This is a genomic window from Pseudomonas sp. B707, from assembly GCF_022496685.1.
Taxonomy (GTDB): domain Bacteria; phylum Pseudomonadota; class Gammaproteobacteria; order Pseudomonadales; family Pseudomonadaceae; genus Aquipseudomonas; species Aquipseudomonas paraglycinae.
The window spans coordinates 160,103-182,902 of sequence record NZ_WTVE01000015.1 but is presented as its reverse complement, the minus strand read 5'-3'; the positions used below and the strand labels follow the sequence as shown (position 1 = coordinate 182,902).

The window sequence follows — 22,800 nt, the reverse complement described above, 5'->3', positions numbered from 1 at the left end:
CCCTAACCCTCTCCCAGAGGGAGAGGGAACTGACCGGGTTGTTCTTTCGCTATACATCGACCTGAGATATCGAGCCGAACTCAGGTTTTGAATTAACCCCGATCTGCTCCCTTTCCCCCTCGCCCCCTTGGGGGAGAGGGTTGGGGTGAGGGGGTAAGCTTTTGATCTTGATCTTAGATTCGGAAACTACCGACCAACTGCTTCAAGCGCGAAGCCTGCTGCTCCAGATCCGAGCAAGCCCGCAACGTCGCCTGCAGGTTCTCGACACCTTCCTGGTTCAGCGTATTGATCTCGGTGATATCCACGTTGATCGACTCGACCACAGCCGTCTGTTCCTCGGTCGCGGTGGCCACCGACTGGTTCATCCCGTCGATTTCACCAATGCGCTGGGTCACGCTGTTCAGGCGTTCGCCGGCGAGGTTGGCGATGTCCACGCTGTCCTGGCTGTGGCGCTGGCTGTCGCTCATGGTGCTCACGGATTCGCGGGCGCCGACTTGCAGCTCCTCGATCATGGTTTGTACCTGTTGCGCCGATTCCTGGGTGCGGTGGGCGAGGTTGCGCACTTCGTCCGCCACCACCGCAAATCCGCGACCGGCTTCACCGGCACGTGCCGCTTCGATGGCCGCGTTGAGCGCCAGCAGGTTGGTCTGCTGGGAAATGCTGGTGATCACTTCCAGGATCTGGCCGATGTTCACGGTCTTGCTGTTCAGCGATTCGATGTTACTGCTCGATGCGCTAAGCATGCTCGACAGCTGATTCATCGCCTTGATGCTGCGATCCACCACTTGCTGACCGTCTTCGGCCAGACCACGGGCGTCGCTGGCCTGAGTCGAGGCCTGTGCGGCGTTGCGGGCGATTTCCTGCGCGGCGGCGCCGAGCTGGTTGATCGCCGCAGCCACGCTGTTGGTGCGCGAGGCTTGCTGGTCGGAGTTGTACATCGACGAGTTCGAGGCCGCGACCACCCGCAGGGCGACTTCGTTGACCTGGCCGGTGGCCGATGACACTTCGCGGATCGAGCCGTGAATACGCTCGACGAAACGGTTGAACGCGGTGCCGAGCACGCCGAATTCGTCCTGATTCTGAATGGTCAGACGCTTGGTCAGGTCGCCTTCGCCGTCGGCGATGTCTTCCATGGCACGGGTCATCACGTGCAGCGGCTGGATCAGAATGCGGATCAGCATGCCGAGCAGGGCGATGATGATCGCCACGGCAATCACGGTCGCGATCACGGCCGAAGCGCGGAATTCGCTGAGCATCGAGAAGGCTTTGTCTTTGTCCACCGACAGGCCGATGTACCAGTTCACCGACGGCAGGCCTTTGATCGGGGTGAAGTTGACGATGCGGGTCTTGCCGTCGACGGTGACTTCACTGAAGTCACTGCTGATGCGCGGGGTGTCCTGCGGATAGGCTTCCTTCAGTGACTTCATCACAAGGGCCTTGTCCGGGTGCACCAGAATCTTGCCGTCGGCACTGACCAGGAACGCGTAGCCCATGCCGGAGAAGTCCCGGGCGCTGAGGGTGTTGATCAGGGTTTGCAGGCTCAGGTCGCCGCCCACCACGCCCACGCTCTGACCGGCCTTTTTCGCGGCGGTGGCGATGGAAATGATGGTCTGGCCGGTGGCGGCGTCGATGTACGGTTCGGTCAGGGTCGAAGAGCTGCTGCTTTCCGCACCTTTATACCAAGGACGAACACGTGGATCGAAACCGTCCGGCATCTTCGCATCCGGGCGGATGGTGAAGTGCCCGGTGGCGTCGCCGAGGTAAGACGCCATGAAGGTCGACGTCAGGGCTTTCTGTTCCAGCAGGCTGGCGACGGCGGCAGGGTCGGGGTTGATGGCGATGTTCTGGGCCGCGTTCTCGATCAGCAGGATGCGCCCGCTGAGCCAGGTCTGAATATTGTCGGCTGTGACCTCGCCCATCTCGTTGAGGTAATTGTCCAGGTCTTCGCGGATCGCATTGCGTTGCAACCAGTCGTTGTACAGCGTGAACGAGGCGAAGGCGGCAATGACGATGAGGGCGGCGGCAAGCAGGATTTTATGGCTGAAACGCAGATTTTTGTTCATGGCTTGGGGTTCCGCTAAGGTCTTATTATTCAGGGCGTGCTTCTATAGATACTCGCCAGGTGGGCTTGATGGGTACAAGCAGGTATTTCCGCTTCTCCTTAGGGAAATCTCCGATGCGGATGTCAGTCGCATCTGTCACCTTTAGCTATCGGCCATGCTCGATCAAAGATTAACCATTGGGTGACCAAATGCCTGAATCTTCGCAACTTGTAATCGGCGCTGACCTCGCCGGGCAACCGATCGCCCAGGCCATGCGTCTGGCCAACCGTCACGGACTGGTGGCCGGCGCAACCGGTACCGGCAAAACCGTCACCCTGCAGCGTCTGGCCGAGGCGTTCAGCGACGCCGGGGTCGCGGTGTTCGCCGCCGACGTCAAGGGCGACCTGTGCGGCCTCGGTGCTGCCGGCAACCCCCAGGGCAAGATCGCCGAGCGCATCGCCGGCATGCCGTGGCTCAAGCACACGCCTCAGGCGTATCCCGTGACCCTGTGGGACATTCACGGTCAGTCCGGTCATCCGTTGCGCACTACGTTGAGTGAAATGGGCCCGCTGCTGATCGGCGCGCTGCTGGAACTGACCGACAGCCAGCAATCGGCGTTGTACGCAGCGTTCAAGGTGGCGGATCGCGAAGGCCTGTTGCTGCTGGATCTCAAAGACCTGAAAGCGCTGCTCAATCACCTCAAGGACAATCCGCAGCTGCTGGGCGAAGACGCCGCGCTGTTCACCACTGGCTCCAGCCAGGCGCTGTTGCGGCGTCTGGCGACGCTGGAGCAGCAGGGTGCCGAGGCGTTGTTCGGCGAGCCGGCGCTGCAACTGGAGGACATTCTGCAGCCGACCGCCGATGGTCGCGGACGCATTCATCTGCTCGACGCCAGTCGTCTGGTACATGAGGCGCCGAAGGTCTACGCGACGTTCCTGCTGTGGCTGCTGGCCGAGCTGTTCGAACAACTGCCGGAACGCGGCGATGCCGACAAACCGCTGCTGGCGCTGTTTTTCGATGAGGCACATTTGTTGTTCGGCGACACGCCCAAGGCGCTGCAAGAGCGCTTGGAGCAAGTGGTGCGGCTGATCCGTTCCAAAGGCGTGGGCGTGTATTTCGTCACCCAGTCGCCGGGCGATCTGCCGGACGATGTGCTGGCGCAACTGGGGCTGCGGATCCAGCACGGCCTGCGCGCGTTCACCGCCAAGGAACAGAAATCCCTGCGGGCGGTGGCGGACGGCTTCCGGCCGAATCCGGCGTTCGACACCTTGTCGGTGCTCACCGAACTCGGGATTGGCGAGGCTCTGGTCGGCACCTTGCAGGAGAAGGGCACGCCGGAAATGGTTCAGCGAGTGCTGGTGGCACCGCCGCAATCGCGGATCGGGCCGTTGACCGAGACTGAACGCACAATGCTGATCGCCGGTTCGCCGTTCAAGGGCCGTTATGACAAGCCGATCGACCGCGAGTCGGCCTATGAAATCCTGATGGGTCGCAAGGGGCTGGCGCCGGAGGCTGAAGCGGCGCCGGGCAAACCGGCCGCTGAAGAGCCGAGTCTGGCGGACAAGGCCGGAGAATTCCTCGGCACGGCGGCGGGGCAGGCGCTCAAGTCGGCCATGCGCCAGGCAGCGAATTCGCTGGGTAAACAGTTGGTGCGCGGTCTGATGGGTTCATTGCTCGGCGGCAGCAAACGCCGCTGATCAACAAGGCTCAGGTTTTGGGTTTGGCGTGGGCGGCCAGTCGTTCCAGTGCCGCTCGCAGATTCGGATCGCTGATCCCGTCGGCGGTGGCCTGGATGGTCGCCGCCGCATCCGTCGACAAATCGATCGAATGCCCGCTCGCCGCGCGCTGGACGGTCGGTGGCCGCACGGCGAACTTGATTCGCGTCAGATTGGCGAACTCGTCGAACATCTGCAATTGCCGTTGCAGGCGTTTCTGCTGATAGCGCAGGCGCGTGGCCCAATGGCCGTCGGTGACGATCAGCAACAGTTCGCCTTCGCGCCACTTGGCTACGTGGCAGTGTTCACGGGCGGCAGGTTGCAGCTGGCTTTCGAGCAGACGTTGCAGATGGGCCAGGCGCTGGGCATGACCGAGGATGGCTTTCAGCGGTCTGGCTTCGCGTAGCAGAACGGCGGGCGCTCTGGCTGTGAGAGGGCGAAATGCCATGATCTAGGACCTGAAGTGACAGAGGCGCCATGGTAGCAGATGGCAGCCATTTCACTCGCCCATTGCTTTTGTCCCTGCTTTGCCCATTAAATCAACGACTAACTTCTTCGCTGTACGGCTTGAAGTTGAGCAAAACGCCCCTATTTTAAGTGAGCCCCGTCAAAGCGCAGTGCCAGCATCGTGGAATATCCCCACTTTCCTCACCACCGTTTCCGGGTAGAATGCTCGTTCGCATGCGGCCATGAGGGCTGCACGGGCGACTCACGGGGCCGCCCTCCATCCCTTTAGTGTGGAAGATCCTGCCGATATGTTTGCGCCTTTGTTAAAGAAACTTTTTGGAAGCAAGAACGAGCGTGAAATCAAACGCATGCTCAAGACGGTGCAGCTCGTCAATGCCTTCGAAGAGAAGATGGTCGCCCTCTCGGACGATCAACTGCGCGCCAAGACCGCAGAGTTCAAGGACCGCATTGCCAAGGGGGAGACCCTCGACAAGCTGTTGCCCGAAGCCTTCGCGGTCGCCCGTGAAGCCGGCAAGCGTGTCATGGGCATGCGCCACTTTGACGTCCAGCTGATCGGTGGCATGACCCTGCACGAAGGCAAGATCGCCGAAATGCGCACCGGTGAGGGCAAGACGCTGGTGGGTACTCTGGGCGTTTACCTCAACGCGCTGTCCGGCAAGGGCGTGCACGTTGTGACTGTGAACGATTACCTGGCCCGCCGCGACGCCAACTGGATGCGTCCGCTGTATGAATTCCTCGGTCTGAGCGTCGGCATCGTGACGCCGTTCCAGCCGCCGGAAGAGAAGCGCGCCGCCTACGCCGCCGACATCACCTACGGCACCAACAACGAATTCGGGTTCGACTACCTGCGCGACAACATGGCGTTCAGCATGGAAGAGAAATTCCAGCGCGAACTCAACTTTGCCGTGATCGACGAAGTCGACTCCATCCTCATTGACGAAGCGCGTACCCCGCTGATCATTTCCGGTCAGGCCGAGGACAGCTCCAAGCTGTACATCGAGATCAACAAGCTGATCCCGAAACTCAAGCTGCACGTCGAAGAAGTCGAAGGCGAAGTCACCCAGGAAGGCCATTTCACCGTCGACGAGAAGACCCGTCAGGTCGAACTCAACGAAGCCGGTCACCAGTTCATCGAAGAGCAACTCGCCAGTGTTGGCCTGCTGGCTGAAGGCGAGAGCCTGTACTCGGCGCATAATCTGGGTCTGCTGACTCACGTTTACGCCGGCCTGCGTGCGCACAAGCTGTTCAACCGCAATGTCGAATACATCGTGCAAGACGGCCAGGTCGTGCTGGTCGACGAGCACACCGGTCGCACCATGCCGGGTCGTCGTCTGTCCGAAGGCTTGCACCAGGCCATCGAAGCCAAGGAAAACCTGAATATCCAGGCCGAAAGCCAGACTCTGGCATCGACCACGTTCCAGAACTACTTCCGTCTATACACCAAGCTGTCCGGCATGACCGGTACCGCTGATACCGAAGCATTCGAATTCCACCAGATCTATGGTCTGGACGTTATGGTCATTCCGCCGAACAAACCGTTGGCCCGTAAGGACTACAACGACCTGGTGTTCCTGACCGCCGAAGAGAAATATGCGGCGATCGTCAACGACATCAAGGAAAGCATGGCTGCCGGTCGTCCGGTACTGGTGGGTACTGCGACCATCGAAACCTCCGAGCACATGTCCGCATTGCTCGTGAAGGAAGGCATCGAACACAAGGTTCTGAACGCCAAGTTCCACGAAAAAGAAGCTGAAATCATCGCGCAGGCCGGTCGTCCGGGCGCCCTGACCATCGCTACCAACATGGCCGGTCGTGGTACCGACATCCTGTTGGGCGGCAACTGGGAAGTTGAAGTCGCGTCGCTGGAAAACCCGACCCCTGAGCAGATCGCCCAGATCAAGGCCGACTGGCAGAAGCGTCACCAGCAAGTGCTGGAGTCCGGCGGTCTGCAGGTGATCGCGTCCGAGCGTCACGAATCCCGTCGTATCGATAACCAGCTGCGTGGCCGTGCCGGCCGTCAGGGCGATGCCGGTTCCAGCCGCTTCTACCTGTCGCTGGAAGACAGCCTGATGCGCATCTTCGCCTCTGACCGGGTGAAGAACTTCATGAAAGCCCTAGGGATGCAGCCTGGCGAGGCCATCGAGCACCGTATGGTGACCAACGCCATCGAGAAGGCGCAGCGCAAGGTTGAAGGCCGCAACTTCGACATCCGCAAGCAACTGCTCGAGTTCGACGACGTCAACAACGAACAGCGTAAAGTGATCTATCACATGCGTAACACGTTGCTGGCTGCGGACAACATCGGCGAAACCATCGCTGATTTCCGTCAGGACGTCCTGAACGCCACCGTCAGCGCGCACATTCCGCCGCAATCGCTGCCAGAGCAGTGGGACGTGGCCGGTCTGGAAGCGTCGATCGCCAGCGATTTCGGCGTGAAGCTGCCGATCCAGCAATGGCTCGACGAAGACGATCACCTGTACGAAGAAACCCTGCGCGAGAAGCTGATGAACGAGCTGATCGCCGCGTACAACGAAAAAGAAGACCAGGCGGGCGCCGAAGCCCTGCGTTCCTTTGAGAAGCAGATCGTGCTGCGCGTTCTGGACGACCTGTGGAAAGACCACCTGTCGACCATGGATCACCTGCGTCACGGTATCCACCTGCGTGGTTATGCGCAGAAGAACCCGAAGCAGGAATACAAGCGCGAGTCCTTCACGCTGTTCTCCGAGCTGCTGGATTCGATCAAGCGCGACTCGATCCGTGTGTTGTCGCACGTTCAGGTTCGCCGCGAAGATCCGGCCGAAGAAGAGCAACGCCTGCGTCAGGAAGCCGAAGCACTGGCCGCCCGCATGCAGTTCGAACACGCCGAGGCTCCTGGCCTGGAAGCGCAACCGGAACTGGTCGGTGAAGAGGTCGATGTGGCCCTCGCCACCGCCCCGGTGCGCAACGAGCAGAAGCTGGGCCGCAACGAACTGTGCTACTGCGGTTCGGGCAAGAAATTCAAGCATTGCCACGGGCAGATCCAGTAAAACCCGTTTCAATCGCTGAAATACCCGCGCCGCGACCGGCACCAGCCGTCGCGGCGTTTTGCCATTTACACCACCGTCACTACGCTTGGCGGTGCTGACATCATTGAGTAAGGAGCGCATTCATGGCTGTTGGTCTTGGTCCTTTGCCAACGTTGCACCCGGTTGCCGGTTTTGAACTCGGTATCGCTTCGGCCGGCATCAAGCGCCCGGGGCGCAAGGATGTCGTCGTGATGCGTTGCGCCGAAGGTTCCACCGTGGCGGGCGTGTTCACGTTGAACGCTTTCTGTGCAGCGCCGGTGATCCTGGCCAAGAAACGCGTGCAGAACCCGGTGCGCTACCTGTTGACCAACACCGGTAATGCCAACGCCGGCACCGGCGAGCCAGGCCTGGCTGCTGCCGAGCGCACCACCGCCAAACTGGCTGAACTGACCGGCGTGGATGCCAGCCAGATCCTGCCTTACTCCACCGGCGTGATCGGCGAGCCGCTGCCGGTCGAGAAGATCGAAGGCGCCTTGCAGGCCGCGCTGGACGATCTGTCGGAAAACAACTGGGAAGCGGCCGCCACCGGCATCATGACCACCGACACGCTGCCAAAAGGCGCCAGCCGCCAGTTCCAGCATGACGGCGTGACCATCACCGTCACCGGCATCAGCAAAGGCGCGGGCATGATCCGTCCGAACATGGCGACCATGCTCGGTTACATCGCCACCGACGCCAAAGTCTCCCGCGACGTGTTGCAAAACCTGATGCTGGACGGTGCCAACAAGTCGTTCAACCGCATCACCATCGACGGCGACACCTCGACCAACGACTGCTGCATGCTGATCGCCACCGGCAAGGCTGCGCTACCGGAAATCACCCGTGCAGAAGGCGAGCTGTTCGCCAAGCTGAAACAGGCCGTGTTCGAGGTGTGCATGGACGTGGCCCAGGCCATCGTGCGTGACGGCGAAGGCGCGACCAAGTTCGTGACCGTTGAAGTCAACGGCGGCGGCAATCACCAGGAATGCCTGGACGTCGGCTACACCGTGGCCCACTCGCCGCTGATCAAGACTGCACTGTTCGCCTCCGACCCGAACTGGGGCCGCATCCTCGCCGCCGTCGGCCGTGCCGGCGTGCCGGATCTGGACGTGAGCAAGATCGACGTGTTCCTCGGTGACGTGTGCATCGCCAGCCGTGGCGCCCGCGCCGCGACCTACACCGAAGCCCAGGGCTCGGCGGTGATGCAGCAGGAAGAAATCACCATCCGTATCGAATTGGGTCGCGGCGATTGCAGCGAAACCATCTGGACCACCGACCTGTCCCACGAGTACGTGAAGATCAACGCCGAATACCGCACCTGATCCCTGCCGAAGAGGGAGGTCTGCGGACCTCCTTTTCTTCTGTCCCATGAAAGGACCCGAACATGAGCCTTCACCTGATCATCGGCGACAAACTGCTTTCCTCCTGGTCCCTGCGCGCGGCACTGGCGCTTGAACTGACCGGCGCGCCCTACACCGAAGAACTGGTCAAACTCGGCAAGCCCGACACCCGCGAGCGGCTGCTGGCGCACTCGCCGACCGCCAAGGTGCCGCTGCTGAAAACCGCCCGTGGCACCGTCGCCGATTCTCTGGCGATTGCCGAATACCTGGCCGAGCAGTTTCCTTCCGAACAACTCTGGCCGACTGATACCTTCGCCCGAGCCCAGGCGCGATCCGCCTGCGCGCAGATGCACAGCGGCTTCTTCGCCATGCGCAACCACATGCCGTTCAACCTGAGCCACGACGCGCCGCTCAACCCGGTGCCGCCGGAAGTGAAGGTCGATGTCGAGCGCATGCTCGCGCTGTGGGCCGAATGCCGCGCCGTCGCGACCGAGCCTGGGCCTTACCTGTTTGGTCGGGTGTCGCTGGCCGATGCGTTCTTCGCACCGATTGCCGTGCGCCTGCGCACCTATCAGGTGAAGTTGTCGGCCGATGATGAAGCCTATGTTGAAACCGTCTACCAGTGGCCGGCCTTCAAGGCCTGGCAAAAGGCAGGACTGGAGGAATTGCAGTCGTGAAACGTGTACACGTCGCCGCCGCCGTCATTCGTGACGGCAGCGGCAAGATTCTGATCGCCCGGCGTGCCGATACCCAGCATCAGGGCGGCCTCTGGGAATTTCCCGGTGGCAAGGTCGAAGCCGATGAGTCGGTGCAAACAGCATTGGCCCGCGAGCTGCACGAAGAGTTGGGCATTGTCGTCGGCGCCGCGCGGCCGCTGATCAAGGTGCGCCACGATTACCCGGACAAACAGGTGTTGCTGGATGTCTGGGAAGTCTCGAGCTTTACCGGCGAACCCCATGGTGCCGAAGGCCAGCCATTGGCCTGGGTTTCGGCCAAGGAGCTGACGGATTACGAATTCCCGGCGGCCAACCAGCCGATCGTCGCGGCCGCGCGTCTGCCCGCCGAATACCTGATCACCCCGGAAGACCTGGAAACCCCGGCCTTGCTGCGCGGCATCCAGAAGGCAATCGCCGGTGGCATCAAGCTGATCCAGCTGCGTGCGCCCAATGGTTATGACCCGAAATACCGCGACCTTGCGGTAGACGCGGTCGGACTGTGCGCCGGCAAGGCGCAGTTGATGATCAAGGGCCCGTTCGAGTGGCTGGGCGATTTCCCGGCCGCGGGCTGGCACATCACTTCGGCGCAGTTGCGCAAGTACGCGGCGGCGGGGCGTCCGCTGCCGGCGGAGCGCTGGTTGGCAGCGTCCTGCCACAACGCTGAAGAGCTGGCGCTGGCCGAGCAGATGGGCGTGGATTTCGTCACCCTGTCGCCAGTGCAGCCGACCTTGACTCACCCGGATGCACAGCCGTTGGGCTGGGAGCAGGCTTCGACGCTGATCGAAGGCTTCAGCAAACCGGTGTTTCTGTTGGGCGGAGTCGGCCCGGCGGAGCGCGAAAAAGCGTGGGATGCCGGGGCTCAGGGTGTGGCGGGGATTCGGGCGTTCTGGCCTGAGGCCTGAATAGGCACCCGATCACTCCCGCGCCTGGCGTGGGAGTGATCAGCTCTCAGGTTTCGCCGCCGGTTGCCACAGAATCTCGGCAATGCCCTGGCGCCGGGCGATCAGTCTGGCCGCGACAAACAACAGATCCGACAAGCGATTGATATACGCCAGGCCAACCCCGGCCAACGGCTCGATCGCATTCAAATGCTGGCAACGCCGCTCGGCACTGCGCGCCAGGCTGCGACAGACATGGGCCTGGGCAATCAGTATCGAGCCGCCCGGCAGAATGAAATTCTCCAGTGGCCCCAATTCCTCGTTCCAGACATCGATAGCGGCTTCCAGCCGTTCGATTTCTGCTGCGTTCAATGCCTGATATTCCGGCATCGCCAGTTCACCGCCAAGGTCGAACAGCCGATGTTGGCAGGGCGCCAACACGTCGATCAGTTCATTCAGCCCAGGGCAGGTTTCGCGCTCGGCGATCAATCCGGCCAGCAGCACGCCGACCTGACTGTTCAGCGTATCGATCTCGCCAATGGCTTCGATGCGCGGGTGGTCCTTGGGCACCCGGCGGCCGTCGCCGAGTCCGGTTTCGCCCTTGTCGCCGGTGCGGGTGTAGATCTTCGACAAGCGAAAGCCCATGGTTTACCTCGGTAGTTGATTGGTTTCGGCGGCGATGGGCGCCGGTTGCGCCAGTGGCAGGCGCAGGGTGAAGCAGGTGCCTTGCCCCGGCGCCGACTGCACTTCCATCTGCCCTTTGTGGTTGTTGGTGATGATGAAGTACGACACCGACAGGCCGAGGCCCGTACCCTGGCCGATTTCCTTGGTGGTGAAGAATGGCTCGAAGGTGCGCTTGCGCACGTTCTCGCTCATGCCGATGCCGTTGTCCTCGACCTGAATCTCGGCCCAGGGCGGATTGAGCCGGGTGCGCAAGGTGATTCGCCCCGGCTCGCTGTCATCTTCGCGCTGGTGGATCGCCTGCGCGGCGTTTTTCAGCAGGTTGAGCAGCACCTGTTCGAGTTCGTTGGCGGTGCCGGGCACCGGGCCTAGCGCCGGGTCGAACTGGCGAATGATCGCCTGTCCCTTGAAGTCGAAGCCAATGGCCAGGTCGAAGTCATTGCCAGCGATTTCCACCGCTTGATCGATCAGTGCCGGCAGGTCGCACGGTGCCATCTGGCGATTGCTGCGGCGGCTGAAGCTGAGCATATGGGTGACGATTTTCGCCGCCCGCGCCCCGGCCTGCTGAATGCCGTCGAGCAGTTGCGGCACTTCCCGACCTTGCAGATAACGGTTCACGGTATCGAGTTCGATGCCCAGTTGCTCGGCCTGTTCGAGGTTCTTCGGCAGGTCTGGCGACAGGCGTCGGCGAATGTTCTGCACGTTGTGCAGGATCGCCCCCAGCGGGTTGTTGATCTCGTGAGCCATGCCGGCGGCAAGGCCACCCACGGAAAGCATTTTCTCCGACTGCACCATCATTTCTTCCAGCGACAGGCGCTGGGTAATGTCGTCGATCCGGATCACCACGCCGCGCCCGGCGCCGCCCATCAATGGGTAGAAGGTGAGGGCGTAGTGCTTGGGTTCGTCGTCCTTGAACCACGTCACCCGCTCGATCTTCGCCACCGTGTGTTGCTCGACGGTCTGCTTGAGTTGCGGCAGGAACGGCTTGAGCGGCTCGAAGGCGAGGAAGATCGGCTGGTTCAGCGCTTCGTCGAGCCGGGTACCGGAAAGGGCGCTGGCCTCCTGGTTCCATTGGGTGACGTAGAGCTGTTCGTCGAGGGCGATCAGCGCCGAGGGCATGGAGTCGATGATGCTGTTGAGGTAGTTCTGGAACCCGGTGAGTTTTTTCTCGATCTTGCTGCGCACCTGGACTTCCAGCTCCAGCTTGCGGTTGGTGTGGCGGGTTTCTTCAGCCAGACCCTGGGCCTGATCGTAAGCTGCTTGCGAGTCATCGCGGGCGCGCTTGAGTTGCTGTTCCCGGGCCTCGATACGCGAGAGCATGGTGTTGAACGCTTCGGCCAGACTGCCGATTTCGTCATGGTTACCCCGGGAGGCGCGCAGGGCGTAGTTCTCTTCGCGGGTGACCTGGCGGGACAGTTCTTCCAGTTGATGGATCGGGCGGGTGATCAGGCGCTTGATCTGCCGGGCGATGACCAGCCACAGCAGCACACTGAAAATCAGAATCCCCAGACTGGCCGTGAGTGTGCCGGTGTAGAACGCGACTGGCAGTTCGCTGCTGGCCACCAACAGCAGGTGGCCCGGTGCAGTGCCGGGGCGGGGCAGGGTGATGAGTTGGTTGCTGCGAAACTCGGTCAGTTGCCAGGCTTCGATGTGCCGGTAGCGTTCCGGCAGTTTGAGTTTGTCGCCGTGTTGCAGTTGCGCCAGACGTTCGCCTTTGCCGTCATATAAAGCGGCGGCACGCAGCGGGGAATAGCTGTCGAGCTCCTTGAGCAGGCGCTCGGCGCTTTGCGGCGACTGCAAGGCTTCGGCCACCAGACTCGGGTTGGACACCAGCCGGCCGATGGTCTGCAACGCCTGGGGCGCCATGCTTTCCTGGGAAATGTAATAGGCGGCGCTGATAAAGGTCAGGTTGGCGACCAACAACACAGTGGTCAACAGCACCAGCAGGGCGGCCAGCAGTTTCTGGCCGACCGGCAGGTTTTCAAGACGCTGGCGCAATGGCATCAGGTTTATCGCAGCAAAGGAACAAGTGGCCAGCGTAGCCGCTGCTCAGTCGACGGGCAATCCGAGACTGTGCAGATGGGCGGTCAGCCGCTGTTGCAATTGCTTGAGATGCGGCAGGTTCAACTGATGACGCTCTGCGACCTTGCAGGCATGGCCGAGCAGATAGCTGATCTCGGTGCGGCGTTTATTGGCCACGTCCTGATACATGGACGAGAAATTCGCCGCCGTGGCCTGGATCACCCGCTCCACTTCCTGTTGCAGGTTGTCCGCCGCCGCCGGTTGCCCGCAGCGTTCGAGCAGCTCGGTCAGTTCGCCGCACAGCGTGGCGACTTCGCAGTGATGTTGCTGCAAGCCGCCGTTGCGGCAGTCGTGCAGCACCGTCAGCGGATTGATCGCACAGTTGAGCGCCAGTTTGCGCCACAGGCGGGTGAGGATGTCGGCGCTCCATTCATGGGGGATTTTTGCCGCCTCAAGATCGTCCAGCCAGAATGGCGCCACGGGATGGCCGGCGTCGCCGAGCCAGGTGTAGCCGTGGCCGGCGAATACCACGCGCCAGTCGCCGTCGCGAAACGCGCCTTCGGTGCTGGAGGCGCTGATGCAGCGGGCCTGCGGGACTCGCGCGGCGACTGCTTCCTGGCTGCCGAGGCCGTTCTGCAAAAGAATCAGTTCGGCGTCCGGTGCCAGGCGATGGGCAAGCCCGGCCACGGCCGCTTCGGCGTCGTAGGCTTTGCAGGCCACCAGCAGGCGACGGATGGGGCCGGGACTGTCCGGGGTTTCGCCGGGGATCGCGTAATGGCTGGCCACGCCCTGTTCGACGAGGGTCAGGCCGCCCGCCGTTGCATAGTCGTGCAGGCGGTCGAGGTCGCGCAGGATCAGCCGGACCGGCAATCCGGCCCGGGCCAGACGCGTGGCCCAGAGCGTGCCCAGACTTCCGGCGCCGAGGACGTGCCAGGGGGTGGACATCAGTTTTTCACTCGGTAAGGTACAGGCATGCAAGGCTCGCCGTGTCGGTGGGAAAAGACCCGTTATAATGAGCCCGATTTTAACCGCAAGCCAAGCGCGCCGCGTCCCGTACGAGCGCGCCTTTTTATTGGAGAGATTACATGCCGTCGTTCGACGTGGTATCCGAACTGGACAAACACGAACTCACCAACGCGGTCGAGAACGCCGTGAAGGAACTCGATCGTCGTTATGACCTGAAAGGCAAGGGCAGCTTTGAATTCAAGGAAAAGGACCTGACCGTCCACCTGACCGCTGAAGCCGATTTCCAGCTGGAAGCGATGATCGAGATCCTCAAGCTGGCCCTGGTCAAGCGCAAGATCGACGTGCAGTGCCTTGAAGTCAAAGATTCCTTCGCCTCGGGCAAGCTGATGAAGCAGGACGCCGTCCTCAAGGAAGGCATCGACAAGGAACTGGCGAAGAAGATCGTCGGCCACATCAAGGAAGCCAAGCTCAAGGTACAGGCCGCCATTCAGGGCGAGCAGGTGCGTGTGACCGGCAAGAAGCGTGACGACCTGCAGGAAGCCATCGCGGCCCTGCGTGCCAAGGAATTCGGCATGCCACTGCAGTTCAACAACTTCCGCGACTAAGCTTTTCGGTCGGGAACCTCTCGGCGTTTAAAGCGTCCGAGGCCCAAGCAACGGCAGAAACGATTGAGCCCTTTACGGCCCGGTCTTTCTGCCGCTGGTTTTTTACAGCCCGGGAAGCCGGCAATCAGGAGATAAAAGATGGATTTGAATGCTGAGGTGGACAACCTGGTCAAGGCGTCCCAGGCGTGGATTCCGATGATCATGGAATACGGCAGTCGTGTGTTGCTGGCGGTGATTACCCTGGCCATCGGCTGGTGGCTGATCAACAAGGTCACGCAAAAGCTCGGCGGCCTGCTGGCCCTGCGCAATGCCGACCTGGCGCTGCAAGGTTTTATCAGCAGCCTGGCCAACATCATTCTCAAGGTGCTGCTGATCGTCAGCGTGGCGTCGATGATCGGCGTCGAGACCACCTCGTTCGTCGCGGCGATCGGTGCGGCCGGCCTGGCCATCGGTCTGGCGTTGCAGGGCAGCCTGGCGAACTTCGCCGGCGGCGTGCTGATTCTGCTGTTCCGTCCGTTCCGCATCGGTGACTGGATCGAAGCCCAGGGTGTGGCGGGTACTGTCGACAGCATCCAGATCTTCCACACCGTGCTGCGCACGGGTGACAACAAGACCATCATCGTGCCGAACGGCAACCTGTCGAACGGCATCATCACCAACACCAACCGTCAGCCGACCCGCAAGGTTGTGTTCGACGTAGGTGTGGATTACGAAGCCGATCTGCAAAAGGCCCGTCAGGTGCTGCTGGATCTGGCCAAGGATGATCGTGTTCTGCAGGATCCGGCACCTCAGGCTGTTATTTCGACACTGGGTGACAGTTCGATCACTGTTTCTCTGCGCGTCTGGGTTAAAACCGCGGATTACTGGGATGTGATGTTCATGTTTAACGAACAGTCCCGTGATCGTTTAAAGACTGCAGGCATTGATATTCCTTTTCCGCAACGAGTGATTCGTGTGGTTCAGGAATCGGCGGTGTAATGATAGGTTGCTAATTAATTGCCTGACTTGTCGGTCAGGCATCTATTACAAGTGACAGGCAATAAAAAAGGCCCATCCGAAGATGGGCCTTTTTGTTTTGTTACCGCAACTAACTCGGTGCGATTACAAAAGCGACAGCGGGTAGTCGACGATCAGACGGAACTCTTTCACGTCGCCTTCGCCTTGGTCAGCGTTAGCAAAGTGCCAGGCTTGACGAAGACGGAAGGACAGGTCTTTGGCCGGGCCAGACTGAACAACGTACTTGGCTTCGAAGTTGGTTTCGTTGTGCTTGCCGTCTTCACCGTACATACCGGCATAAGTGCTGTTTGCTGGAGTTTTGGTACCGTCGATGTCCCAACCTTTCACGTAACGGGTCATGAAGCTCAGACCTGGAACGCCGTACTCGGCCATTTTCAAGTCATAACGGATCTGGGCAGATTTCTCGTTAGGAGCGTTGAAGTCGGAGTACTGGATGGAGTTGGCGAGGAAAATCGAGTCGCCGCCGCGGTTGTTCTTGCCCACACCGATGTAGTCGAACGGGGTATCGCCGTTAACCTTTTGGAAGGCCAGGGTGATGGTGTGTGCTTTCAGGAACGAGAGAGCAGTAGCCAGCGAGAACGTTGTGTTGCTGATGTCGCCCGCGTTCGCTTTACCGGTATCGGTGGTGCGGTAGATGTTGAAGTCGGTGTTCAGCGACGTGTCACCACCGAACGGGGTGGTGAGGTTCACGTTGGCGTAGTACTGGTTCCAAATGTCTTCCAGCTTGGAGCCATACAACGATGCGGAAAGATTTTCGGTGATGCCGTACTTGCCACCGAAATAGTCGATCGACTTGGCTGCAACACCACTGCCACCATCCGCGTAGTTTGCATACAGATCGCCGCGGCTATCGTTTTTGTCCTGGCTGGAAGCCGAGTAGAAGTGACCGGCTTCGAGATCAAGGTCTTTGACTTCGCTGCTCTGCAGTTGGAAGCCGGTAGCCACTTGAGGAAGGATACGGGAACCGCCAATAGCGAACACTGGAGAGGTGCTCGGGCTCATTTCGCCGAATTTCAGCTCGGTTTTGGAAACGCGGAATTTAACAGCAGCGCCGGCTTTACCCTGGCTGTCGTTGGCTTCGCGGACACCACGGGCATCCGGGGTGGTCTCACGGCTCATGTTGCCCGAACCGCTGGTGCCATCACCGCCGTCCAGTTTAATGGCCAGGTAACCGAATGCATCAACGCCGACACCAACAGTGCCTTGGGTGTAACCGGAACTGAAGTTGCCCCAGATACCTTGGGTCCAGTCTTTCACGTCCCGGGCACGGTCTTTGTTGTCACGGTTGAAGTAATAGTTGCGAATCAGCAAATCAGCTTTCGCGTCTTCAACAAAGCCTTTGGCTTCAGCCTGGTCACTTACGAACGGTGCGGCCGTAGCCATCTGAGTACTGGCAGCTGCAGCAACTGCCAGTGCGATCATGCTCCACTTCATCACGCGCATCGTGATTTGCTCCTTTGGTTTTAGAAGAGTACTGCCGTCCCACCTGTTTTATTATCTGGGCGGCTCTTTCTTTTTGTGTCGGCGCAAACTTATATCACGCCGACCATGTTGGCGATACTTGCGAATCCAACCTTTCAGCTTCTTTACGAGCGTGTCGCAAACGGCTTGGTAGATGTCGCAAATTTACAGTCCAAATGCAATGGGACTGACAACTTCAGCGCTGTTTTACAGGGCTTGAGCATCGGTAAAAAAGAGTCCCTTGGCAAAACGCTTGAATCTCCATCGGGCAACCCTGCCACTGTTTTTATGGGGCTCAAGGCATCCACTTCTTGTGGTGCGCTTATAGTCCATATGGGTATGAATGCAACAAGCGTGCACAAACCGCTGAATTGTTCCGGTTTTTTTCAAGGTGCTCGTCTGACGCTGTAAAAACCTCATAAAACCGGGGGCTTCGAGGGCCTTTCAAACAGGCTTGACGCCATCCTTCGCATGGTGTTGCTCCGTGAAAGTCGCAGCGCGACAACCAAAAACGTTACCGGTTCACCCCGTCGGTGAGTATTCGGCGGATGCCCGACGCACTGAGCGTAGACGCACTGTGCGGTTTTGGTGCAAAAAAATTCAAAGGCTGTACTGAATTCATACAGTTGGGTCGCTGGATGAACGTAAACGCTGAGGTGTGCGCCGGTCATTTTGCTCGATTTATTCGCATTCCCGGTTCTGTCCTGGTGCATGCGAGGCATAAATGTCACATTCCGGGGCGTGGAGGAATTCTCGTGGCAACGCTGTTCGCCGTGAAGGTCACTCCAATCGCAGGTATGCTGCCGTCCAGTCGCTTGGCGCGCTGCTTTCACAGCGGGGCGCTAAGCTGAAAACAGGTCATTTCGCCGGGAGTGCGCGCAGTGTTTGCTTTAGATCCACGACTTCAACAGGACACGCTGACTATCGGCGATTTCCCGCTTTGCCGACTGCTGTTGTCCAACGACGCCAACTACCCGTGGTTCATCCTGGTGCCTCGCCGCGACGATATCAGCGAGTTGTTTCAGTTGGATGTCGCCGACCAGCAGCGCCTGTGGCAGGAAACCACGGCCCTGGCCGAGGTGCTCAAGGACTCCTTCGACGCCGACAAGATGAATGTGGCGACCCTGGGTAATGTGGTCAGCCAGCTGCATATGCATGTGATCGTGCGTAAACGGGACGACGCCGCCTGGCCGGCACCGGTCTGGGGCAAACATCCCGCCAGGCCTTACAGTGCCGAGCAAGTGGCCGCGATTCGCGAGCGCCTGCGTATGGTGCTGGACGAAGAATTCACCTTTCTGGAGGGCTGATCATGAGCCTCGAGCAACGCGTTACCGAGCTGGAAAGTCGCTTGGCGTTTCAGGACGACACCATTCAGGCATTGAACGATGTGCTGGTGGAGCAGCAGCGAGTGGTCGAGCGTCTGCAATTGCAGATGGCAGCGGTACTCAAGCGCCAGGAAGAGATGGTGGGCCAGTTCGGTTCTTTCGAAGAAGACGCACCGCCGCCACACTATTGAGAAGTGCGCGGGCGTGCTCCCGTTAAAAACGCATTCATTAAAAAACCGCGAACAGCCTGGCTGTTCGCGGTTTTTTTATTGCGGGAGACTTGGATCAGCGACGCGGCAGGGCGGCGATCACGTCCTCGGCCTGCAGGCCCTTGTCACGGTTCATCACCGAGAACTCCACGCGCTGGCCTTCGACCAGAACGCGGTGGCCTTCGCCACGGATGGCGCGAAAGTGCACGAAAATATCATCGCCGGAATCCCGGGAGATAAAGCCGAAGCCCTTGGAGGTATTGAACCACTTGACGGTGCCGGTATCGCGGTTGCTCATGTCGTAGCTTTGCGCGGCGGCGGCCGGGGAGGATTTGTAGAAGCTGACGGCCAGGTGCAGAACCACGGCGACCAGTGCGATCACCAGGCTGAACAGCACGGCTGGCTGGCCGGCGATGACAGGCATCGGCGCGATCAGGGTCAGTGTTTGCAGGACAACGGTCAGGACCAGCAGGGCGCTGACCAGATTTTGCAGATGCTGGCGCGGACCTTTGTTCCAGTAAGGGATAACTGGTGCAAGGATCAGGTTCAGCAGGCCGAAAAAGGCCAGGTAAAGTGCATCGGGTTGTTGCAGGTAAGGTACCGCTTCGGACTTCAGGCTGGGTATGAAGGACAGCAGCAAGGCTGCTGCGCCCATTAGCAGGTGGACGATTTTCAACATTTTTATTGACTCACGTTATGACGGCTCACAAGGAAGAGCTGAAGGCGCACGGTTCGCTTCGGAACAATAAGAGGCGTTGGACACGTGCACGGCATCAGCCTATGCGCAGGCCCGGAAAACGGGGCGTAGCGACACACTGCCTATTTAACAGCAAAGCCTGCGGCTACTCAAATCACGCCGGCCAGCGGCAACGCGTGGGACGATTTGTCGCCTCTATCGGGTCGATACGGGGGCTGCGGGGTGGGGGTGGCCTTGCTACAGTGAACCGACACCTGCTGGATGAATTTCAATCGCCGTTAGGGGGTAAGCATGGCAATCGATATCGGTATCAGTGAAGAAGACCGCAAATCCATCGTCGAAGGGCTCTCGCGCCTGCTGTCCGACACATACGTGCTGTATCTGAAGACTCACAACTTCCACTGGAACGTCACCGGGCCGATGTTCCGGACCCTGCATCTGATGTTCGAGGAGCAATACAACGAACTGGCACTGGCGGTCGACTCGATCGCCGAACGCATCCGGGCGCTGGGTTTCCCAGCGCCGGGCGCCTATGCGACTTATGCACGTCTTTCCTCCATTAAAGAAGAGGTGGGCGTGCCGAGTGCCGAGGACATGATCAAGCAGCTGGTCGAAGGTCAGGAAGCAGTCACCCGCACGGCGCGGGGGATTTTCCCTTTGCTGGATAAAGTCAGCGATGAGCCAACCGCCGACCTGCTGACCCAGCGCATGCAGGTTCACGAGAAAACCGCGTGGATGTTGCGCGCACTGCTCGAGGCTTGATGAAGGGAAGCGCATGGACATCCATGGTTCGTGCGCTGTTCTCTTGTTCCCCCGGAAATTTCACTCACGACGGTAGGAAACAAGGAAGACACCCCACCGCTCCATGATCCTCCGTATCGCGTTGGCTTATCCTACGTGGATGGTCAAAAAGTCATCTGGATCTGCCTTTGCACCTGCGCTTTTAATGAGATCTCAGGATTTCGCCTTGATCACAGGCGCAGAAATGACAAAGGAGTGTCAGCAATATGGAAGGTGGAGACAGGCGAGGCGACATTGCTGTCGTTTTACAGCAGGACAAGTTCGAGGAGCCGTTTCTCGGCGGGTTCGACATGGAGCTGATCCGGCCGTTGTCCCGATCGGTACGCTTGAACGGGTTCGCGACCTGCATGCGGCTGGAGCAGGTTTACTGGAACATCCTGGGCCGGATGGCCGAGGACAATTGCTGTTCGGTCGGCACGCTGTTGTCCCGTGTCGATCGTGAAGTTCACCTGCGCCATGGCGGGGTGAAAAACTTCAGCGGTCTGATACGGGTGGTGTGTGTGGTGCATGGTCTACGGGATTCTCCGGGGATGCACGGCGCGGGATGTCACTGACGAGACGGCCTGTGCAGTCTTCCGGCTGCACAGGCCGCATTTAATGGATATAATCCCGCTCTTTCGCCGCACAGCCCTGCGCGTGCTGGCAATCTGATTGCCGAGACAACCCCATGCCGATGTACGATTACCAATGTGCTTCCTGTGGTCATCAGTTGGAAGCCATTCAAAAGATCAGCGACGCACCACTGGTCGATTGTCCTGCCTGCCAGGCGCCGGAACTCAAGAAGCAGCTGTCGATGCCGGGCTTTCGCCTCAGCGGCAGCGGCTGGTACGAAACCGATTTCAAGACCGGCGCGAAGAAGAATCTGGCCGGTGGCGACAAATCTGACTAGGGTTCAAACCCAGGTCGAACGACACGCGCGAGTTTCCACTAGTTGCACAGTGCTTGAGTGCAGCGGGATCTCCACCGAATTTCGAATTACGAGAAGCGAACCACTACCATGATGCGCAGCCATTATTGCGGCCAACTGAACGAAAGCCTGGAAGGCCAGGAAATTACCCTTTGCGGATGGGTTCACCGTCGTCGCGACCACGGCGGGGTGATTTTCCTCGATATCCGTGATCGTGACGGTCTGGCCCAGGTAGTGTTCGATCCGGATCGCGCCGAGAGCTTCGCCGCCGCCGATCGCGTGCGCAGCGAATACGTCGTGAAGATCACCGGCAAGGTGCGTCTGCGTCCGGCCGGTGCCACCAACGCCAACATGGCGTCGGGCATGATCGAAGTGCTGGGCTACGAACTCGAAGTGCTGAACGAGTCGGAAACCCCGCCGTTCCCGCTGAACGAGTTCTCCGACGTTGGCGAAGAAACCCGTCTGCGCTATCGCTTCCTGGACCTGCGTCGTCCGGAAATGGCCGAGAAGCTGCGTCTGCGTTCGCGCATGACCACCAGCATCCGTCGCTACCTGGACGAGAACGGCTTCCTCGACGTCGAAACACCGATCCTGACCCGTGCCACTCCGGAAGGCGCGCGTGACTACCTCGTGCCGAGCCGTACCCACGCCGGTTCGTTCTTCGCGCTGCCGCAATCGCCACAGCTGTTCAAGCAACTGCTGATGGTTGCCGGCTTCGACCGCTACTACCAGATCGCCAAGTGCTTCCGCGACGAAGACCTGCGTGCCGACCGTCAGCCTGAGTTCACTCAGATCGACATCGAGACCAGCTTCCTCGACGAAAAAGACATCATGGGCCTGACCGAAGGCATGATCCGCAACCTGTTCAAGGAAGTGCTGGATCTGGAATTCGGTGAATTCCCGCACATGACCTTCGAAGAAGCCATGCGCCGTTACGGTTCCGACAAACCGGACCTGCGTAACCCGCTGGAACTGGTCGACGTGGCCGATCAGCTGAAAGAAGTTGATTTCAAGGTCTTCAGCGGCCCTGCCAACGATCCGAAATGCCGTATCGCCGCACTGCGCGTACCAGGCGGGGCGAGCATGCCGCGCAAGCAGATCGACGACTACACCAAGTTCGTCGGCATCTACGGTGCCAAGGGCCTGGCGTACATCAAGGTCAACGAGCGCGCTGCCGGTGTTGACGGTCTGCAATCGCCGATCGTGAAAAACATCCCGGAAGCCAACCTGAACGTGATCCTCGATCGCGTTGGCGCAGTCGACGGTGACATCGTGTTCTTCGGCGCCGACAAGGCCAAGATCGTCAGCGAAGCCCTGGGCGCGCTGCGTATCAAGCTCGGTCACGACCTGAAGCTGCTGACCTGCGAATGGGCGCCGATGTGGGTCGTCGACTTCCCGATGTTCGAAGAGAACGACGACGGCAGCTTCTCGGCTCTGCACCACCCGTTCACCGCGCCGAAGTGCTCGCCGGAAGAGCTGGAAGCCAACCCGGCCGGCGCTCTGTCCCGTGCCTACGACATGGTGCTGAACGGCACCGAGCTGGGCGGCGGTTCGATCCGTATCCACCGTAAAGAGATGCAACAGGCGGTGTTCCGTCTGCTGGGCATCAACGAAGCGGAACAGGAAGAGAAGTTTGGCTTCCTGCTCGACGCCCTGAAATACGGCGCGCCGCCGCACGGTGGTCTGGCCTTCGGTCTGGACCGTCTGGTGATGCTGATGACCGGCGCCCAGTCGATCCGTGAAGTGATCGCCTTCCCGAAAACCCAGAGTGCTGCCGACGTGATGACGCAGGCGCCGGGTGTCGTGGATGCGAAGGCATTGCGCGAATTGCACATTCGTTTGCGCGAAACGCCAAAGGCCGAGTAAGACGGGCCTGAAGGCGCATCTTCGGATGCGCCTTTTTTCT

At 60.1% G+C, this 22,800-nt stretch carries 21 protein-coding genes; 14 read left to right on the top strand and 7 right to left on the bottom strand.

Annotation, left to right across the window (positions count from 1 at the left end; translation table 11 throughout):
• Window positions 1-173: 173 nt before the first annotated feature.
• A complete protein-coding gene (locus GQX66_RS06430) occupies window positions 174-2,063 on the bottom strand; it encodes a methyl-accepting chemotaxis protein (RefSeq protein WP_240867581.1) in 1,890 nt (629 codons plus the stop codon).
• Between the two features lie 188 nt (window positions 2,064-2,251).
• Between GQX66_RS06430 and GQX66_RS06425 the strand changes: the two genes are divergently transcribed.
• Entirely contained in the window at window positions 2,252-3,739 is a 1,488-nt protein-coding gene (locus tag GQX66_RS06425; RefSeq protein ID WP_207983771.1) for a helicase HerA-like domain-containing protein, read from the top strand.
• Window positions 3,740-3,749: 10 nt separating this feature from the next.
• Here the strand turns inward: GQX66_RS06425 and GQX66_RS06420 are convergent, their stop codons facing one another.
• Window positions 3,750-4,205 carry a DciA family protein gene (locus tag GQX66_RS06420; protein WP_240867578.1) on the bottom strand — a complete coding sequence of 152 codons (456 nt, stop codon included), beginning with the start codon at window positions 4,203-4,205 and terminating at the stop codon, window positions 3,750-3,752.
• A 307-nt stretch (window positions 4,206-4,512) separates the two neighbouring features.
• On the opposite strand from GQX66_RS06420, the gene secA reads away from it, so the two are divergent.
• The 4 genes from secA to GQX66_RS06400 all read left to right on the top strand — a co-directional run bounded on the left by secA (window position 4,513) and on the right by GQX66_RS06400 (window position 10,227).
• Complete coding sequence (gene secA / locus GQX66_RS06415) at window positions 4,513-7,251, top strand: preprotein translocase subunit SecA (protein WP_085745213.1); 2,739 nt, start codon at window positions 4,513-4,515, stop codon at window positions 7,249-7,251.
• A 122-nt stretch (window positions 7,252-7,373) separates the two neighbouring features.
• Window positions 7,374-8,591, top strand: coding sequence for a bifunctional glutamate N-acetyltransferase/amino-acid acetyltransferase ArgJ (argJ, locus tag GQX66_RS06410; RefSeq protein WP_064383762.1), 1,218 nt, complete (start codon window positions 7,374-7,376; stop codon window positions 8,589-8,591).
• 62 nt (window positions 8,592-8,653) lie between these two features.
• Window positions 8,654-9,286, top strand: a complete 633-nt coding sequence (locus GQX66_RS06405) for a glutathione S-transferase family protein (RefSeq protein ID WP_240867575.1) — start codon at window positions 8,654-8,656, stop codon at window positions 9,284-9,286.
• Entirely contained in the window at window positions 9,283-10,227 is a 945-nt protein-coding gene (locus GQX66_RS06400) for a Nudix family hydrolase (protein WP_240867573.1), read from the top strand. The genes GQX66_RS06405 and GQX66_RS06400 overlap by 4 nt, the downstream gene beginning before the upstream one ends.
• A 39-nt stretch (window positions 10,228-10,266) precedes the next feature.
• Here the strand turns inward: GQX66_RS06400 and GQX66_RS06395 are convergent, their stop codons facing one another.
• Genes GQX66_RS06395 through GQX66_RS06385 form a run of 3 tightly spaced genes read right to left on the bottom strand, consistent with a single transcriptional unit; the run spans window position 10,267 to window position 13,851 of the window.
• The gene (locus tag GQX66_RS06395; protein ID WP_240867565.1) at window positions 10,267-10,848 is read right to left on the bottom strand and encodes a cob(I)yrinic acid a,c-diamide adenosyltransferase; all 582 of its coding nucleotides are present in this window, start codon (window positions 10,846-10,848) and stop codon (window positions 10,267-10,269) included.
• Window positions 10,849-10,851: 3 nt separating this feature from the next.
• Window positions 10,852-12,888 (bottom strand): HAMP domain-containing sensor histidine kinase, encoded by a 2,037-nt coding sequence (locus tag GQX66_RS06390; RefSeq protein WP_085745209.1) that lies wholly within the window; start codon window positions 12,886-12,888, stop codon window positions 10,852-10,854.
• Between the two features lie 45 nt (window positions 12,889-12,933).
• Complete coding sequence (locus tag GQX66_RS06385) at window positions 12,934-13,851, bottom strand: putative 2-dehydropantoate 2-reductase (RefSeq protein WP_240867562.1); 918 nt, start codon at window positions 13,849-13,851, stop codon at window positions 12,934-12,936.
• 140 nt (window positions 13,852-13,991) lie between these two features.
• Between GQX66_RS06385 and GQX66_RS06380 the strand changes: the two genes are divergently transcribed.
• Entirely contained in the window at window positions 13,992-14,477 is a 486-nt protein-coding gene (locus tag GQX66_RS06380) for a YajQ family cyclic di-GMP-binding protein (protein WP_007951218.1), read from the top strand.
• A 138-nt stretch (window positions 14,478-14,615) separates the two neighbouring features.
• Window positions 14,616-15,455, top strand: a complete 840-nt coding sequence (locus tag GQX66_RS06375; protein ID WP_007951217.1) for a mechanosensitive ion channel domain-containing protein — start codon at window positions 14,616-14,618, stop codon at window positions 15,453-15,455.
• A 123-nt stretch (window positions 15,456-15,578) separates the two neighbouring features.
• On the opposite strand, the gene GQX66_RS06370 is transcribed toward GQX66_RS06375, so the two are convergent.
• Window positions 15,579-16,937, bottom strand: coding sequence for an OprD family porin (locus tag GQX66_RS06370; protein ID WP_240867552.1), 1,359 nt, complete (start codon window positions 16,935-16,937; stop codon window positions 15,579-15,581).
• Between the two features lie 75 nt (window positions 16,938-17,012).
• Here GQX66_RS06370 and GQX66_RS06365 point away from each other — a divergent pair, with 75 nt between their 5' ends.
• From GQX66_RS06365 to GQX66_RS06355, 3 genes are all read left to right on the top strand, one after another.
• On the top strand, window positions 17,013-17,366 hold the full coding sequence (locus GQX66_RS06365; protein WP_134020340.1) for a hypothetical protein: 354 nt from the start codon (window positions 17,013-17,015) through the stop codon (window positions 17,364-17,366).
• A 470-nt stretch (window positions 17,367-17,836) separates the two neighbouring features.
• Entirely contained in the window at window positions 17,837-18,262 is a 426-nt protein-coding gene (locus tag GQX66_RS06360; RefSeq protein WP_240867549.1) for an HIT domain-containing protein, read from the top strand.
• 2 nt (window positions 18,263-18,264) lie between these two features.
• Entirely contained in the window at window positions 18,265-18,471 is a 207-nt protein-coding gene (locus GQX66_RS06355) for a SlyX family protein (protein WP_007951214.1), read from the top strand.
• 94 nt (window positions 18,472-18,565) lie between these two features.
• Here GQX66_RS06355 and GQX66_RS28495 read toward each other — a convergent pair whose 3' ends face one another.
• Entirely contained in the window at window positions 18,566-19,168 is a 603-nt protein-coding gene (locus GQX66_RS28495; RefSeq protein WP_007951213.1) for a cold-shock protein, read from the bottom strand.
• Between the two features lie 309 nt (window positions 19,169-19,477).
• Between GQX66_RS28495 and GQX66_RS06345 the strand changes: the two genes are divergently transcribed.
• The 4 genes from GQX66_RS06345 (at window position 19,478) to aspS (ending at window position 22,760) form a co-directional block, all read left to right on the top strand.
• Window positions 19,478-19,948, top strand: coding sequence for a Dps family protein (locus GQX66_RS06345; RefSeq protein WP_039766007.1), 471 nt, complete (start codon window positions 19,478-19,480; stop codon window positions 19,946-19,948).
• Window positions 19,949-20,193: 245 nt separating this feature from the next.
• Window positions 20,194-20,541, top strand: a complete 348-nt coding sequence (locus GQX66_RS06340; protein ID WP_085745205.1) for a ribbon-helix-helix domain-containing protein — start codon at window positions 20,194-20,196, stop codon at window positions 20,539-20,541.
• A gap of 113 nt (window positions 20,542-20,654) precedes the next feature.
• Entirely contained in the window at window positions 20,655-20,876 is a 222-nt protein-coding gene (locus GQX66_RS06335) for a zinc ribbon domain-containing protein (RefSeq protein ID WP_007951210.1), read from the top strand.
• Window positions 20,877-20,984: 108 nt separating this feature from the next.
• Window positions 20,985-22,760 carry an aspartate--tRNA ligase gene (aspS, locus tag GQX66_RS06330; RefSeq protein ID WP_007951209.1) on the top strand — a complete coding sequence of 592 codons (1,776 nt, stop codon included), beginning with the start codon at window positions 20,985-20,987 and terminating at the stop codon, window positions 22,758-22,760.
• Window positions 22,761-22,800 lie beyond the last annotated feature (40 nt).